The organism is Chitinophaga cymbidii (assembly GCF_007992715.1).
GTDB classification, from domain to species: domain Bacteria; phylum Bacteroidota; class Bacteroidia; order Chitinophagales; family Chitinophagaceae; genus Chitinophaga; species Chitinophaga cymbidii.
In genome coordinates this window covers 2,415,401-2,431,182 of the sequence record NZ_BKAU01000001.1, presented here as the reverse complement: position 1 = coordinate 2,431,182, position 15,782 = coordinate 2,415,401, and the positions used below count along the sequence as shown (strand labels likewise).

The 15,782-nt window shown below is 53.3% G+C and carries 13 protein-coding genes; 2 read left to right on the top strand and 11 right to left on the bottom strand.

The window, feature by feature from the left end; translation table 11 throughout:
• Positions 1–2: 2 nt before the first annotated feature.
• Entirely contained in the window at positions 3–1,328 is a 1,326-nt protein-coding gene (locus CCY01nite_RS10100; protein WP_146860244.1) for a sensor histidine kinase, read from the bottom strand.
• Positions 1,325–2,008, bottom strand: coding sequence for a response regulator transcription factor (locus CCY01nite_RS10095; RefSeq protein WP_146860242.1), 684 nt, complete (start codon positions 2,006–2,008; stop codon positions 1,325–1,327). Before CCY01nite_RS10095 ends, CCY01nite_RS10100 begins: the two co-directional genes overlap by 4 nt.
• A gap of 181 nt (positions 2,009–2,189) precedes the next feature.
• On the opposite strand from CCY01nite_RS10095, the gene CCY01nite_RS10090 reads away from it, so the two are divergent.
• Positions 2,190–3,101 (top strand): hypothetical protein, encoded by a 912-nt coding sequence (locus CCY01nite_RS10090; RefSeq protein ID WP_146860240.1) that lies wholly within the window; start codon positions 2,190–2,192, stop codon positions 3,099–3,101.
• 152 nt (positions 3,102–3,253) lie between these two features.
• On the opposite strand, the gene CCY01nite_RS10085 is transcribed toward CCY01nite_RS10090, so the two are convergent.
• From CCY01nite_RS10085 to CCY01nite_RS10065, 5 genes are all read right to left on the bottom strand, one after another.
• Complete coding sequence (locus tag CCY01nite_RS10085; RefSeq protein WP_146860238.1) at positions 3,254–5,257, bottom strand: protein-disulfide reductase DsbD family protein; 2,004 nt, start codon at positions 5,255–5,257, stop codon at positions 3,254–3,256.
• Positions 5,258–5,372: 115 nt separating this feature from the next.
• A complete protein-coding gene (locus tag CCY01nite_RS10080; protein ID WP_146860236.1) occupies positions 5,373–5,828 on the bottom strand; it encodes a protein-disulfide reductase DsbD domain-containing protein in 456 nt (151 codons plus the stop codon).
• Positions 5,829–5,870: 42 nt separating this feature from the next.
• On the bottom strand, positions 5,871–6,563 hold the full coding sequence (gene purQ / locus CCY01nite_RS10075) for a phosphoribosylformylglycinamidine synthase subunit PurQ (RefSeq protein WP_146860234.1): 693 nt from the start codon (positions 6,561–6,563) through the stop codon (positions 5,871–5,873).
• Positions 6,564–6,669: 106 nt separating this feature from the next.
• The gene (locus CCY01nite_RS10070) at positions 6,670–7,650 is read right to left on the bottom strand and encodes a hypothetical protein (protein ID WP_146860232.1); all 981 of its coding nucleotides are present in this window, start codon (positions 7,648–7,650) and stop codon (positions 6,670–6,672) included.
• Positions 7,651–7,665: 15 nt separating this feature from the next.
• Positions 7,666–9,186: a hypothetical protein gene (locus CCY01nite_RS10065; protein ID WP_146860230.1), complete on the bottom strand. Its 1,521-nt coding sequence runs from the start codon at positions 9,184–9,186 to the stop codon at positions 7,666–7,668.
• Between the two features lie 144 nt (positions 9,187–9,330).
• Between CCY01nite_RS10065 and CCY01nite_RS10060 the strand changes: the two genes are divergently transcribed.
• Positions 9,331–10,251 carry a TIGR01777 family oxidoreductase gene (locus CCY01nite_RS10060; RefSeq protein ID WP_146860228.1) on the top strand — a complete coding sequence of 307 codons (921 nt, stop codon included), beginning with the start codon at positions 9,331–9,333 and terminating at the stop codon, positions 10,249–10,251.
• 2 nt (positions 10,252–10,253) lie between these two features.
• Here CCY01nite_RS10060 and CCY01nite_RS10055 read toward each other — a convergent pair whose 3' ends face one another.
• The 4 genes from CCY01nite_RS10055 to CCY01nite_RS10040 all read right to left on the bottom strand — a co-directional run bounded on the left by CCY01nite_RS10055 (position 10,254) and on the right by CCY01nite_RS10040 (position 15,761).
• Entirely contained in the window at positions 10,254–11,459 is a 1,206-nt protein-coding gene (locus tag CCY01nite_RS10055) for an anthranilate synthase component I family protein (protein ID WP_246129901.1), read from the bottom strand.
• A 99-nt stretch (positions 11,460–11,558) separates the two neighbouring features.
• The gene (locus CCY01nite_RS26630; RefSeq protein WP_186830994.1) at positions 11,559–12,095 is read right to left on the bottom strand and encodes a hypothetical protein; all 537 of its coding nucleotides are present in this window, start codon (positions 12,093–12,095) and stop codon (positions 11,559–11,561) included.
• Positions 12,096–12,191: 96 nt separating this feature from the next.
• Entirely contained in the window at positions 12,192–13,454 is a 1,263-nt protein-coding gene (locus CCY01nite_RS10045; RefSeq protein ID WP_146860223.1) for an adenylosuccinate synthase, read from the bottom strand.
• Positions 13,455–13,529: 75 nt separating this feature from the next.
• Positions 13,530–15,761 (bottom strand): RelA/SpoT family protein, encoded by a 2,232-nt coding sequence (locus CCY01nite_RS10040; RefSeq protein WP_146860221.1) that lies wholly within the window; start codon positions 15,759–15,761, stop codon positions 13,530–13,532.
• Between the last annotated feature and the right edge of the window lie 21 nt (positions 15,762–15,782).

The window sequence follows — 15,782 nt, the reverse complement described above, 5'->3', positions numbered from 1 at the left end:
GCTTACTGCCGGATTTTCTCATGCAAATAGCGCTCATCATTTTGAAGCAATTTTGAAGCGGCGGCTTCTGAAGGAAAGTTCACGACAATGATATGCAGGCCGGAAGCATAATGGTACTGGATTTCAAAATTATTCATGTCGCAGATCTGCTTCACGATAGACAGCCCTATGCCGATGGAATTATTGCACTGGCTGCCTTTCCGGAAGCGCTGGAACATTTCGGCGGTAGGCCCTGTGGGCGGGTGGCCGGTGTTCTTCACCATGAGGTATTCGTGGTTCAGGGTTACTTCGATGGCGCCTTCCGGCTGGTTGTGGCGGATGGCGTTGCTGAGGAGGTTGTTCAGCAGGATGTCAGCCAGGGAGGGATGCAGGTGCAGGCAGACTTCATCTTCGATATGGCTTTTTACCCGGAGGGATTTCAGGGCCATCAGATCGCAGAACGCGCTGAGCGCGTCGCGGGTGTACTGGCTGAACGGCACTTTTTCCGTGGCTTCATATTCATTGTTCTCCAGCCTGGAAAGCAATACCAGCGAGCGGTTGATGCGGGTGAGCTTTTCCACGGCGTTCTGCATGTCGCCGATCAGATGGGCCTGCTCTCCCCGGATGTCTGATTCTGACAACAATTCCAGCTTGCTCCGGATAATGGCCAGCGGGGTTTGCAGCTCGTGGGAGGCGTTCTCCGCAAATTCTTTCAGGGAGCTGTAATCTTTCACCGCCTTGTCCGTCATCTTTTCCAGGAAACAGTTCAGCTCGTTGAATTCTTTCGTGCGGGTGCGGGGCAGCTCCAGCTTCTGCTTGGTTTTCAGGTTGAAGCGCTGCACTTTTTTAAGCGTACTGTAAAAAGGCGCCAGCACATAGCGCGATACCAGCCTGGCGGTGAGGATCACAAAAGCCAGGAGGATCACTACCTTCCACATGATGGAAGTACGCAGCCCCGCGAGTATCTGCTCGGGCCGGGTGACGTAATCCGCCGAAGTGACCTTGTATAGCCGGTTGTTGATATTGTAATAGGAGCTGACGATCACCTTGCGGTCATTGTCCCGCAGCTCGGGAATGTCCTTTATGCTTTTCTCCGCCACTTCAACATGGCCGGCGGGCACATCCGCCGTTGATTCGGCCACCACGATCTTGCAGCCCTGCGTATGATCGCTGACCGGCTCCCCGGCCTTCACCTGTCCGGCTACGCGCTCGTTCACATGCATCAGCCTTTCCACCGTAGCTTTGTCGATCTCCTTGCGGATGGACTGATAGGAAATGTACGCATTGAGCGGCAGGATAATGAGCGTGGCGCTCAGGTACCACAAGGTGAATTTATCAACCAGCTTCATTGTTTGGACGTATTAAACTTGTACCCCAGCCCATATACCGTACCGATATAATCCGTTCCGTTGGCCGCGCTGATCTTCTTTCGTATGTTCTTTACATGCTGGTATACAAAATCAAAATTTGCAAAATTGTCGGTGTAATCGCCCCAGAGGTGCGCGGCGATGGATTGCCGGGAAAGCACCCTGTTCTTGTTCACGAGGAAATACAGCAGCAGATCGAATTCCTTGCGGGTTACATCCAGCAATTGCCCGTTCACCGTAGCTTCCAGCGTATCAATATTCAGGCTGATCTCGTTAAAGGCGATGATATTGCTGCCGTTGAGCTTCTTGCGGCGGTAGATGGCGCGCAGCCGGGCGTGCAGCTCCGGCAGATGGAAAGGTTTGGTAAGATAATCGTCCGCTCCTTCTTCCAGCCCGATGATCTTGTCGTCCAGCGAATTTTTGGCGGACAGGATGAGAATGCTGCTCTGGATCTTTTCGAGCCGCATGAAAGAAAGTATCTGCAGCCCGTTCCCGTCCGGCAGCATGATATCCAGCAATACGCAGTCATATTGAAAGGAGATGAGCTTGTCCTGCGCGTCTTTGATATTGTAGCTTACCTCGCAGATATATCCTTCCCTTGCCAGGAACTCGCTGATACTGCTGGCCAGTTCCAAATTATCCTCAATCAGCAACACCTTCATAATATTTTGCAAATTACGCACAAATTTGAAGCAATCTTGAAGTTGCGGATACGCCCGGATTGGGCTGTATAATAAAAAAATGCTAACTTATACTTTCCTGCCGGCGCTAATGCGCTGGCAATCAACAATTCCTGTTTTTGGCACAGGTTTGGCTTACAATCGACCCGTAAAACCTATAAATATGAAACCATACTCTTTAGTATTGATGGCAGCCATTGTGCTGAGCGCTTGCGCGGGCCCCGGTTCCGAGCAGCAGGCGGACAGCGCTGCCACTGAAACACCTGAAGCGGTGACGGCGTCCGCGGCGGACATCAGCGCCTATGTTGGCGATGTGGACGAGCAGATCGGGCAGCAGTACCGCACACTGGCTGTTCACAATTACACGCGCGGCGACAATGCGGCCGGCATCGTAGCGATCTTCAACGACCATAACCAGCCGCTGCGGCTCTACATTTACCCGGAAGGCAAGCAGACAGGCGACCAGACGGAAACCTGGATCTACCTGGATTCCCTGACGGCCAAACCCGTGCTGCTGCGCGAGATCGTAGCCACTGCGGGAAAAGTAACGGAAAACTCCTTCTATTTCGGCAATAACGCGCTTTTACAGGCGGAAACCCGCGAGGCAAAAGACCTCACGGCGCTGGAAGAAGCGGAATTCAGGCCGTACCAGTCCCCCGGCGAGGCGGACTTCCGCCTGCAACCTGCGGCGGTGGATTCGCTGGCGAAGCAGGTGATCTCCGCGGTGGAAGCGGACCGGAAAGACCTCAGCAAAGAGGCCAACTACGTCCGCAAGCAGGGCGCCGCTTACTGGGCCACGGGCAACGAACCGGGCTGGAGCCTCGCGGTGATCCCGAATAAAAAGATCCTCTTCAATTTCAACTACGGCGAGGATAAATATGAATTTCCCTGCTCCGACGCGCAGAAGGGCAACAAGGAATCCACCGAATTCAATTCGAAGATCGAAGGGCATACCCTCGTGGCGAAATTTGAAAACAAACGCTGCACGGACGATGCGGACATCTCCCATCCGATGACCGTGACCGTTACGTTCGACGGCAAGAGCTACCGGGGCTGCGGGCAGTCACTGTATTAGCGTAACGCCCCGGTCAGGCACGGCACCAGGAACCATTGTACCGCATTGCCAGACCGCAGATTCATGAAAAATTTACCGGCGTTCCATCGCACCCATAAAAAAAGCGGCTGATCTTCTGAAAGACAGCCGCTTTTCGTTTATCAACATCAAGTTTAATTCTTCACTTTCTCAAACGCATCTATACCGGCTTTCAGCCAGTTCGCATACTCCTGGATATTCGGTGTATAAGCTACGGGCAGCGTCAGCAGCTTTTCTTCCGGACTGATGAGCACATACAGCGGCTGGGAACTGTTGATGAAGTTCTCGCTCTGCATGGTGGCGTATTTGTTACCGATGGTCTTGATCTCCTTGGTGCGGCCGTCCGCGAACTGATGCAGGAACTCTTCGCCTTCCGGCAGCTTCTGCTTGTCGTCCACGTACAATGATACGAGGATGTAGTTGTCCTTGATGAGGGCGTGCACTTCGGGATCGGTCCATACGTTCTCTTCCATGTTCCGGCAGTTCACGCAGGCCCAGCCGGTGAAGTCGATCAGGATGGGCTTGTTCTGCTCTTTTGCGAGCGCCAGCGCCTTTTCGTAATCGTTGATCACATCCGGCTCCACGGCGCCTTTTTCATGGCCGCTGTTACCGTACCAGCTGTAAGACATCGGCGGCGCGAATCCGCTCATGAGCTTCAGCCTGGCGTATTTGGTATTGGTGATGCCGGGGATGAGGTACAGGGTGAATGCACCGAACAACACGGCAAAGAAGATCCTTACTTTTCCGAGCTTTTTAACGGGACTGTCGTGCGGGAAGCGGATGAAGCCCAGCAGGTAAAGTGTGGTGAGCAGGCCGATGATGATCCAGATGAGGAAGAACGTTTCGCGGTGGAGAATGCCCCAGTGCGTAACGAGGTCTGCGTTGGACAGGAATTTCACGGCCAGCGCCAGCTCTACGAAGCCCAGCACCACTTTCACGGAGGTGAGCCAACCGCCGGATTTCGGTAGGGAGTTCAGCCAGCTCGGGAACATGGCGAAGAGCGCGAAAGGCAATGCCAGCGAAAGACCGAAACCGGCCATGCCGGCGGTCAGCAGCCAGGCGCCTCCATCGGAGTTCAGCGAGCCCGCGAGCAGTGATCCCAGGATGGGACCTGTGCAGGAGAACGATACGATCACCAGCGTGAGCGCCATGAAGAATATGCCTACGAGCGTACCTTTATTCGCTTTGGAATCCGCTTTGCTGGCCAGTCCGCTCGGCAACGTGATCTCGAACACGCCGAAGAACGAAATGGCGAATACCACGAACACGGCGAAGAAGAAGATGTTCAGCCAGACGTTGGTGGAGATGTTGTTGAATATCTCCGGCTCCGCGGCGCCCGCGATGTGGAAGGGCACGCTGAACAGCACGTATGTCAGCAGGATGAAGAAACCGTACATGGTGGCGTTGAAGATGCCCTGCTTCCGGTTCTGCGAGCTTTTGGTAAAGAACGATACGGTCAGGGGGATCATCGGGAATACGCAGGGCGTTACCAGTGCGATCAATCCGCCTACAAACCCGAGCAGGAACACTACCCATACGCCTTTGCCTTCTTCGAGGATGCCGCCTACCTTGCTAACGGGGTTCTTCAGGTCTATTTTGCTGCGTTTCAGCTTGCCGGCCTCTTCCGCGTTGATCTGCAGGCCGGCCTTCGCGGCCACGAGGCCCGCGGCGGGGTCTGCATTGAAGCGGAACTCCGTTTCTTCCGGCACTACTTCCTCTCCTTTGATGACCATGTAGGTGATCACGCCTTTGATATCTCCCGGTTCGCCTTTCAACTCCGTGGTGGCCTGCATGTCCACTTCCTTCTCAAAATATCTGATCTCGAGGTTGTCGAGGATGGGCTCTTTGGCGGTTTTGAGATCTCCCACTTCCTGTACGCCGGTGATGGCCGCGCGGGTGTCGCTGAGGCTGTCCAGCGTAAAGCGGGTATTGGGATCATCGTCGCTCATGGTGTAGGAGAAGAGTTTCCAGCCTTCGGCGACTTTCGCCTTGAAGTGCAGGAGGTATGTTCCGTCGTTCTTTTTCTCGGCTGTATATTCCCATTCCACCAGCTTCGGGGCTGCTGCTTCCTCCTGTGCATGCGCCTGCGGCAGGAAGAGGAGCTGAAGGCCCGTCATCAGTAATAAAAGATACTTCATATGTACGATAGACTTAACAGATTGTAAAGAATCATATGCAAAAAACGAGTCCTTACTAAAGAACTCGTTCCTGCTTATGTCTGAATAATATTTCCTGTGATGTGAGGATCACTGTCTATTTACCCCCAAGGCTAAAGGTAAAGGGAACTTCTGTGGGTGGCAGGCACTGGTGGTCGTCGCACACCATGAATTCCACGGAGCCTTTGAGTTTGGTGGCAGCTTTGCCTTTAACGGTCACTTTCTGAACGAAGGAAACGGTGTTTTCGTAGTACTTCAGCTCGGAATTAAAGTTCTTGTCAAACGCTTTGTGCATTTTGCCTACTTCGGTCACTTTACCGTTCATCGCCACGAGCGGGTTCTTGGTAAAGGTAAAGGTGGTGGGAACCGGGCCTTCGCCGGCTTCCTGCGCGTATACGTGCCATCCTTTTTCGATGGTGGCCTTTGCGGTCACTTCATATACCTGTCCGCTTACTTTCTTGGTGGAAAACTCCCATTTTACCGGATTGTCGTCCTGAGCAAAAGCCAGTACCGGCAGCGCAAACATGCACAATGCAACGATTAATTTCTTCATAGTTCTTTTTTTTCTGGTTGGTTGATTTTTTGGTGTTTGATGTTAGTTGTTATTGATCAGGCTCTGGAAGATGAGCTGTCCGTCGCGGTTTCCCAGTGCTTCACTGGAGGCCCTTTCCGGATGCGGCATCATTCCAAATACATTTCTTTCTTTATTACAGATACCTGCAATATTGCGAACGGCGCCGTTCGGGTTAGCAGATTCAATAATGTTGCCAAACTCGTCGCAATACCGGAAAAGTACCTGGTTATTTGCAAAAAGGTTGTCAAGCGTAGCTTCGTCGGCGTAGTATCTTCCTTCGCCGTGGGCGACGGGGATCATCAGCGGACGGCCGGTGACTTCTTTAGTGATGGAGGTGTGGGTGTTTTCGCTCTTCATGAAGATGTTCTTGCAGATGAACTGCTGGTTCTGGTTCTTCAGCAGGGCGCCGGGCAGCAGGCCGGCTTCGCAGAGGATCTGGAATCCGTTACAAACGCCGATCACGCGGCCGCCTTTGTTAGCGAACTCCACCACGCTCTGCATCATGGGGCTGAACTTGGCGATGGCGCCGCAGCGCAGGTAATCGCCATAAGAAAAGCCGCCAGGCAGCAGAATGCAATCTTCCGTGCTGAACATGCTCAGGTCCTTGTCTTTGTGCCACAGGGCAATTACTTCCTGGTTCAGGTCGTTGCGCAGGGCATCTACCATGTCCTGATCGCAGTTTGAGCCGGGGAATGTAACAACACCAAATTTCATAATTATAATACCTCCGTTAATTTATCAATTGGAAAAAGCAAAATTACTTAGCATTGGGGAATTTACAATAACCGCTCATCAGAATTATGATTCCCCTAACATCCTCCTAGTGTGAAAAGTACTGCATCACAATAACATATGCCAAAACGATAATATGTAAGGCATTTGCGAAAGTGTTATTGGGAATGCTCCAGAACACGTTCCCGGCGAACAGGGAAACCGGCAAAATCGCCAGCACCCAGTATCCCGCGGAAAAATGCTCGCTGAAGAAGGGCACGAGCATCGCCACCAGCACATGCACCACTACGGTGGCCCAGATCTTCCTTCCCTGGATGAGCATCTTCGAATAGGTGCGCTGCAGCAGCAGCCAGCCGATGACAAAAAACAGCACGCTCACGATCAGGGCGCCCCAGACCTTGTAATCCGTGATCACCGGCAGGTTAAACCCGATCACCGGCAGCGATTCCACCTTCTCCCAGCGGTCTGTCAGGAAAAGGTAGGTGCCCAGCAGGTAAAACGGGCAGATCAGCCCCAGCAGCCCCACGATCCACTCCGCCAGCCGGAAAGCCCGCATGATCAGCAGGCTGATAAGCAGCAGCGCGGCGAAAATGATGGCCGGGAAGTAGAAAAGTCCGCATATCCCCAGCGCAAACCCCATGTTAAAGGCCACATCGCGGGCGGAGGTACGCATATACAGGTCCGCAATGCTGGAGAATATCCATAACATGATGGTATTTACGAGCAAAGCGGGTGAAAATACGTTCCAGGCTTCGAGCAGGGAGGTGAAAAGCAGGAAGCTCATGGCCGGCAGGTAGTTGTCCTTTGCAAAGAGCCGGTGGTTGTTGATGATACGGGTGAGCAGCAAAGCCTGCAGGAATTGCAGCAGTAGCGCTATGGTGGTGAAGAACAGCGGGCTCTTGCCCACCAGCCCTTCCAGCCAGGTTGTCAGCAGGTTATATACCAGGCCCTCGGAACCGTCCGCCAGGAAGGTGGACGGGTGCAAAAGGTAGTAAAATTTGATGAGCAACGTGTAGATGAACAGCAGCAGAACCGTTAAGGGGTTGCCTGATCTAAAGAAACGTATCACGGTGCAAAGGTGTAATTAAAAGTCAATTTTAGCAAAGCAAATATAATTCCGGTAGATGCAGGGAATGATCACCGTTCTGGCGCTGATCTGCTTGCCGTAGCGGGGCATCCAGCTAAATCCTTTGTCCAGGTTACGCAGCGTGGGCCTGCGGCTCACCTTGCCGTCCGCCCCGATGGTGTTTTCCGACAGCACGTACTGGCGGCGGTCCAGCTCATTGAACAGGAAGTGCAGTTCGCTGCCCACGTTCACCAGCATATAGCTCAGGTAGAGGTCGGCCCCGTCGTCGAACTGGCTTTTGTGCACGAAGTTGCTGTATTGCATGTCGCCCTTTTCATCGAATGACAGGATGGCGATGTTGTCGTAGTGATAGCGGGTGCCCTGTCCGTCGTTCCAGCCGTAGGGGTTGTAGTAGTACGGTGAGTAGGGGGAATAATAATACGGGTAATATCCGTAGCCGCCCATGCCGCCGTACATGTAGTTCCAGCGGTTCCAGGGGGTGGTGCGGGAGGTGGTGTAGTAGGCTTCGGCGGTCATCAGGAAGCCGCCGTCTTTGGTGTTGATGATCTTGCGGATGAAGTAGTCGTTGAATGCGGAGGAAGTGGACGATTCACCGCGGGCGTTCTGCTTCAGCTCGGGACTGAAAGCGGTCAATTTCTCGAAGACCTTTGTGTGGGCGGCGAGGTCCAGCCGCAGCAGGTAAATGCCTTCCACATTGCCCCGCTTCTGCTTGTAATAAAAAGCGGTCACGAGCGCCTGTTTGGTGGCATTGTCCAGCTTGATCTTTATCTCATCGAGCAAAACGCCTTTCGCTTCAAAGGGCATTACTTCGAAATCGTCTACTGTCGCCCGTTTGATCACTACGTTGCCGTTCACGATGTAATCCCGGTTGGTGGTCCTTTCCAGCTTGGTGAAGATCAGGTCGCCGTCGTTGTTCAGGTGAAAATTGCTGAGGAACTGGCGCTTGGCGGCCATGGGCAAGGAAACGCGGCTGTTGTTGATCAGCCTGAAATCGCCATCGTACAGGAAAGTGTAAAAAACGTGGTTGTCTTCCTTATCCTGGTTGATCTTGTACAGCAGGATGCGGCTTTTATCTTCCGATATCTCAACAGAATATACCTTGTTCTCTTTTGTGAAATTGCCGATGCGGGTAGAGTCCACCATCACGGGTGCGCTTTCGAACACACCATCGCCGTTCAGCTTGGCAACGAAGCTGTATACGGCGTCCCGGCGCTGGAACTGGTAGATCATGTACGCTTTATCCTGGTAAGCGGCAAAATCCACGCTGATCAGTTTTTTGGGTAAAAAGTCCAGCTTCACACGATCTTTCAGCTGCATGGCGTTATCATATACGGAGATGTTATAGTCACCACGGTCGGCTTTATACACCAGAATGTTGCCGGATATCCTGCCGATGATCTCGAATTCGGTGGTTTTATAGTCATCGCGTTCCGGCTCCGAATAGGTTACTTTCTGGGCGGAAGCGGCTGTGGTGAGCAGTATCAGGATAAAAAACCGTAAGATATAGCGAATGCGCATGACAATTATTTAAGGTTTGATACAGGATAAACGTTCGTTGCTGCTGTTTTATGCATGCTCCTGCTTCAAACCTACACGAAAATTATCTTTTTGCAAAGGGGAGGATGGATATACGGTTGATATTTTATTGCGTACTTTTATTTTATGGATACGGTATTAATCACAGGCGGGACCGGCCTTGTGGGGCGGGCGTTGACGGAGATGTTACTGGAGAAAGGCTATAAGGTGATCGTTCTTTCGCGGAGGCCGCGGCGCTCCAACCACCCTGGCCTTCGTTACGCTCAGTGGGACCTGCACCGCAAAACGCTGGATACCACTGCCTTGCAGGAGGCAGACCATATCGTTCACCTTGCCGGCGCCAATGTGGCGGAAGGGCGGTGGACGGAACGCCGTAAACAGGAGATCGTAGACAGCCGGGTGCAGAGCGGGCAACTTTTGTATGAGCGGCTGAGCGACACGCCCAACAAGGTGCGGAAAGTGATCAGCGCCTCGGCTACGGGTTATTACGGTCCGTACAAAGATGAGATCTTCCGGGAAGATGATCCCCCGGCACATGACTTCCTCGGCACTACCAGCCGCGCCTGGGAAGACAGCATACGGCAGACCGAGCGGCTGGGCAAGAAAGTGATCGTCTTCCGCACGGGCATCGTGCTAAGCCTCCAGGGCGGCGCGCTCCGCGAATTCTACAAACCCCTGAAACTCGGTTTCGCCACGGTGATGGGCGACGGGCAGCAGTGGGTCAGCTGGATACATCTGCAGGACCTGGTGCGGCTTTATTTCAACGCCATCGTGAACGACCGGCTGAGCGGTGTGTACAACGCGGTGGCCCCCAACCCTGTGACCAACGAAGAGCTGGTAATGGCGCTGGCCCGCGCCGCCAAAGGAAAGAGTTTCGTAAGCGTTCACATCCCCGCTTTCGCGCTGAAGCTCGCTTTGGGAGAGATGAGCATTGAAGTCCTGAAAAGCGTGAGAGTGTCGTCGGAAAAAATACAGGAAACGGGCTTTTTGTTTTCTTATCCCGAAGTATCCGGCGCGGTGGAGCAGATATTGCAGCAACACAAATAGGCTCACTCCGCCCCCAGCGCCGCTTCCAGCGCCTTCGCCTTGAGCAGGCATTCCTCCCACTCCTTCTCCGGATCACTGTAAAACGTAATGGCAGAGCCTGTCTGGAAAGATACATGTTCCGTTTCCGCATTGTACTGGATGCTGCGGATCACTACGTTAAAATCAAAATCCCCTTCCGGCGTAATGTAGCCGATGGCGCCGGAAAACAGCCCCCGCCGCGAGCGTTCGTATTGCTCTATCAGCTGCAGCACCCGCACTTTCGGCGCGCCGGTCATGGAGCCCATGGGAAAAGCGTAGCGGATGGCGTCTGTAAAATGGAAACGTTCATCCAGTGTAGCCGTTACCGTTGAGATCATGTGATGCACCTGCGGGAAGGCGTAGATGCCAAACAGCTCGTCTACTTTCACGCTGCCCTGTACGGCGGTTCTGGAAAGGTCGTTGCGTACGAGGTCAACGATCATCACGTTCTCCGACTGCTCTTTGGCGCTTTGCAGCAGTGTGTCCCGCAGCTGTGCGTCCTGCGCGGGGTCGGCGGAGCGGCGGACGGTGCCTTTGATCGGCTGTGAAACAAGCTGGTTGCCCTGCTTTTGCAGGAATCTTTCGGGGCTGGAGCAGGCGAGATATTTGCCGTCTGTTTTATAAAATGCCGCGAAGGGCGCGGGCGACAGGGCGTTGAGGCGCCTGAACAGCAACAGGGGATCGTTGATGGCGGCATTTGCGAACCGCTCGCGGCAAAAGTTCACTTCGTAGCAATCACCTTTGCGGATGTGCTCCTGCAGCGCTTTCACGGCGTGGAGGTAATATTCGCGGTCAACGGGGCCTTGCAGCCTGAAGGGCTTCCACGTAGCGGCAGTGTCGGCGGACACCGATTCGCGGAGGCATGCGGCGAAAATGTCGTGCGCTTCCTTTTCCGTGAGGCCGTTCCCACTGATGGTCAGCTCCTGCTGTTGCAGGCGCAGCAGGTAACGGGGGCGGAAAAAATACAGGTCGGGAAACCCGATGTGGTCAGGATGGGCGGAGCGCAGGCGCTCGGTTTCGTTTTTAAGATCGTAGGCCAGGTGGCCGAACAGCCAGCCGGGAGCGGCGCTGTGAAATTCGCGGAGCCGGTCAAATGCCTGGCCGGCGTTGCATTGCAGCACCTCCTCCGCGCCGGCGGCCAGCAGTGCTTCCGCATTCTGACCGGAGAGCCGGTATTCATTATTGTCCAAAAAACAACAAATGTTGAACCGGTTGCCCCAGTTCAACATTTGCTGTTTAAATGCGCTTATATTATTTACAGGAAAACTGTATGATAGCACTATTGCGGATTAGAAATCGTCATCGTCATCATCATCAAAACGGTCGTTGAACATGTCCATGTCCTTGAAGTCATCGTCCAGGTCCATATCATCGTCATCACCGCCCTTTTTGCTGGGACGGCCGCGTTTGCCTTTCGCTTTCGGCATATCAAACTCCTCGAAATCCGGATCATAATCATCGTCATCGCCTTTTTCCCAGGCATCATCTTCATCATCCAGATCATCCTCATCGTCTATATCATCATCGTCATCATCATCTTTCTTCTTTTTAGCACCGGCCTTGGCACCCTTTCTGGCGCCAGCTTTGGGGAGATCATCGTCGTCATCATCGTCATCATCATCATCGTCGTTCTTCCTGGATTTTGCCGCAAGCTTATCTGATTTTTGAGAAGCAGCAGACTTGCGGGGAGTATCCTCCTCGCCCTCCTCATCATCCTCCTCTGCATCTTTCTTAGGCTTAGTGCCGGCCTTCTTTTCAGCCGCTTTGTCAGTCTTCGGAGAAGCAGTTTTTTTAGTCTCTTTTTCTTTATCAGATTTTGATTTCATAATGGTACGTTACTATTAGATTCTTGCGTAAAGTTTTAACAGTTTTTTTGATTCGCCAAATTTTTTTTTGGATCTTTTTTTCGTACTTTTTTGACTTTACTTTTCGAGTATCTGGTCCCGTCCAGGGCCGTTGGACACGTATTGTACGGGTACGTTCAAATAGCTTTCAACAAAAGATAAGAATTTTTTCATTTCCGCAGGCAATGCACTGTAAGCGCTGCTTTTTGCAGTGGCTTCCGTCCAGCCGGGGAAATGCTCCAGTACGGGTTTGATACTCAGTCCATTCAGCTGGAACGGCATTTCCCGGGTTTGCTGACCGTTGATCTCATAGGCCACGCAGGCGTTTACCTGGTCGAAAGCGTCCAGCACGTCGCTTTTTGTCATCACCAGCTGGGTGACGCCGCTGAGCATGCAGGTATAATCCAGGGCCACGAGGTCTATCCAGCCGCAGCGGCGGGGACGGCCAGTGGTGGCGCCAAACTCGTTACCGGCCTGGCGGAGGGTTTCGCCGGTTTCGTCTTCCAGCTCGGTGGGGAACGGACCGCCGCCCACGCGGGTGCAGTACGCTTTTGTGACACCGATCACTTCCTCGATCCATTTCGGGGCGATGCCCAGGCCGGTGCAAACGCCGGCGGAGATGGTATTGGAGGAGGTCACAAAGGGATAAGTGCCGAAGTCAACGTCCAGCATGCTGCCCTGGGCGCCTTCCGCCAGTACTTTCTTACCTTCTTTCAAATAGCCGTTCAGCCAGTATTCCCCGCTCACGATGTTCATTTCCTTCAGGAAAGCCACCGCTTCGAAGAATTCTTTTTCCCATTCGGTAATATCTTCTGTAAAATCATAATTCGCCAGCAGCTGCAGGTGCTTTGTTTTGAGCTTGCCATAGGCCGTTTCAAAATCCGCTTTGAGCACATCCCCTACGCGCAGGCCGTTGCGGCCGGTTTTGTCCATGTAAGCGGGACCGATACCTTTCAGCGTGGAGCCGATCTTCTCCTGCCCTTTGCTCAGCTCGGAAGCCTTGTCCAGCGCGCGATGGGTAGGTACAATGATGTGGGTCTTCTCGGCAATGAAGAGGTTCTTTTTCAGGTCGATGCCCAGTGCGGCCACCTTTTCGCATTCCTTTTTAAAGGTCACGGGGTCCAGCACTACGCCATTGCCGATCAGGTTGAGGGTGTTGTTGTGGAACACGCCGGAAGGAATGGTGTGCAGCACCACTTTCTGGTTATTGACATACAGGGTATGGCCCGCATTGGGACCACCCTGGAATCGGGCTATAATATCATATTTGCCCGCAAAGTAATCTACGATCTTGCCTTTGCCTTCATCGCCCCATTGCAGCCCCAGCAGTACATCTACCATTGTATATTTATGATTTATGGTTTAAAAGAGGAGCAAAAATAAGGCGATTGCCTGAATTGTGGGAGAAATAATCCGCTAATCTTCCAGCCGGTTGATGCTCTGGATGCCTTCGAGGCCCTTCAGGCGGTCCACCAGTTCGTCCAGCTCATCCTTGTCATGCACGAAAACCTTGATCAGTCCTTCAAAGAGCCCTTCCTTCGATTCGATGGTCAGCCCCGCGATATTGATCTTCAGCTCGCCGGAAATGATGTTGGTGATCTTGTGGATCACGCCCACATCGTCCATTCCCACGATCCGGAGGCCGGTGAGGAAGGAGATCTCGCGGTTCTTCACCCACTTCGTTTTCACCACCCGGTGACCGTAGTGGGCCAGCAGCTGTGCGGCATTGGGACAATTGGTGCGGTGGATCTTGAGCCCTTCGCTGGCGGTTACAAAGCCGAATACATCGTCTCCCGGGATGGGGCGGCAGCAGTTGGCCAGCTTGTAGGCGATCTTGTCCGAACTTTCCCCGAAGATGATCAGCTCCGCATCTTTTTTGGACACCTGTTTATGATGCTCCTCCGGCTGCGGTTCGTGCACTTTCACCGGCTTGGGCGGCTCCAGTTTGTCGCCCAGCACATGGAACTGCTTCAGTTCTTTCAGGTCTATGTTCTTCACCGCGATCTGGTAGTAGAGGTCCAGCGGAGAAGGTTGTTTATAGAATTGTACCAGCTCGTTGATGTTATATTGGCTGGCGGAGGCTTTTATATGGTCCAGCTTACGCTCCAGCAGCTCTTTCCCGTCCATCGCCACTTTCCGCTTTTCTTCCTTGAGCGCGTCCTTGATCTTGCTTTTGGCTTTGGCCGTGAGCACGAAGTTGAGCCAGTCTTCCGAGGGCTTCTGCTTGTTGGAGGTGATGATCTCCACCTGGTCCCCGCTGCGCAGCTTGTGGCTGAGCGGCACCAGCTTATAGTTCACCTTGGCGCCGATACACTTGTTGCCCACGGCGCTGTGGATGGAATAGGCGAAGTCCAGCGCGGTGGAGTTCACCGGCAATATTTTCAGGTCGCCTTTCGGTGTGTAGACGTATATCTCTTCCGTGAAGAGGTTGCTTTTGAAGTCCGCCAGGAAGTCCAGCGTATTGGAATCCGGGCTGTTCAGGATTTCCCGTATCTGTGTGAACCACTGGTCGAACTTCGATTCCTGCACGGTCTGATTACCTTCTTTATAGCGCCAGTGGGCGGCCACGCCTTTTTCGGCGTAGTCGTTCATACGCTTGCTGCGGATCTGCACCTCCACCCATTTCCCGTTCGGCCCCATTACGGTCACGTGCAGGGCTTCGTAGCCGTTGCTTTTGGGGTTGCTCAGCCAGTCCCGCGTGCGTTCGGGGCTGGGGTGGTAGAAGTCGGTGATGATGGAATATACCTTCCAGCAATCCGCTTTTTCTTTTTCCACCGCCGTATCCAGGATGATGCGGATGGCAAAGAGGTCGTACACTTCCTCGAACTGCACCCCTTTTGTTTTGATCTTGTTCCAGATGGAATGGATGCTTTTGGGGCGGCCGTATATCTCGAAGTTGTAGCCTTCTTCCTGCAATACCTCTTTGATAGGCTTGATGAATTCGTTGATATAGCGGGTGCGTTCGCGCTTGGTTTCTTTCAGGCGCTTGGCGATCTCGCGGTATTTGTCCTGCTCCGTGTACTTCATGGCGAGGTCTTCCAGCTCGCTCTTGATGATGTACAGGCCGAGGCGGTGCGCCAGGGGGGCGTAGATGAAAACGGTCTCGGAAGCTATTTTCAGCTGCTTCTCCCGGCTCATGCTGTCCAGCGTGCGCATGTTATGCAGGCGGTCCGCCAGCTTGATGAGGATCACGCGGGGGTCGTCCGCCAGGGTGAGCAGTATCTTCTTGAAGTTTTCCGCCTGTGTGGTGCTGGTGTTGGAGTCGATGACGTTGGATATCTTGGTGAGGCCGTTGACGATGTTGGCGATCTCGGTGCCGAATTCCCTTTCCACGTCTTCGAGCGTTACTTCGGTATCTTCTACGGTATCATGCAGCAATGCGCAGATGGCGGAGCGTACGCCGAGCCCGATTTCTTCCACGGTGATCTGGGCAACCGCCAGCGGGTGGAGGATGTAGGGCTCACCGGATTTCCGGCGCATATCTTTATGAGCGTCTGCCGCCATTTCAAAGGCTGTGCGCACGAGCTCACGGTCTCCTTTCTTTAAACGGGGTTTGAGCGCCCTTAACAGGGCCCGGTAATGCCGGACGATCTCTTTTTTCTCCTGTTCTTCGTCGAGATTATATTTTTGAACGGTCACTGTTTCCATGCACCCCAAAATTACGAAATC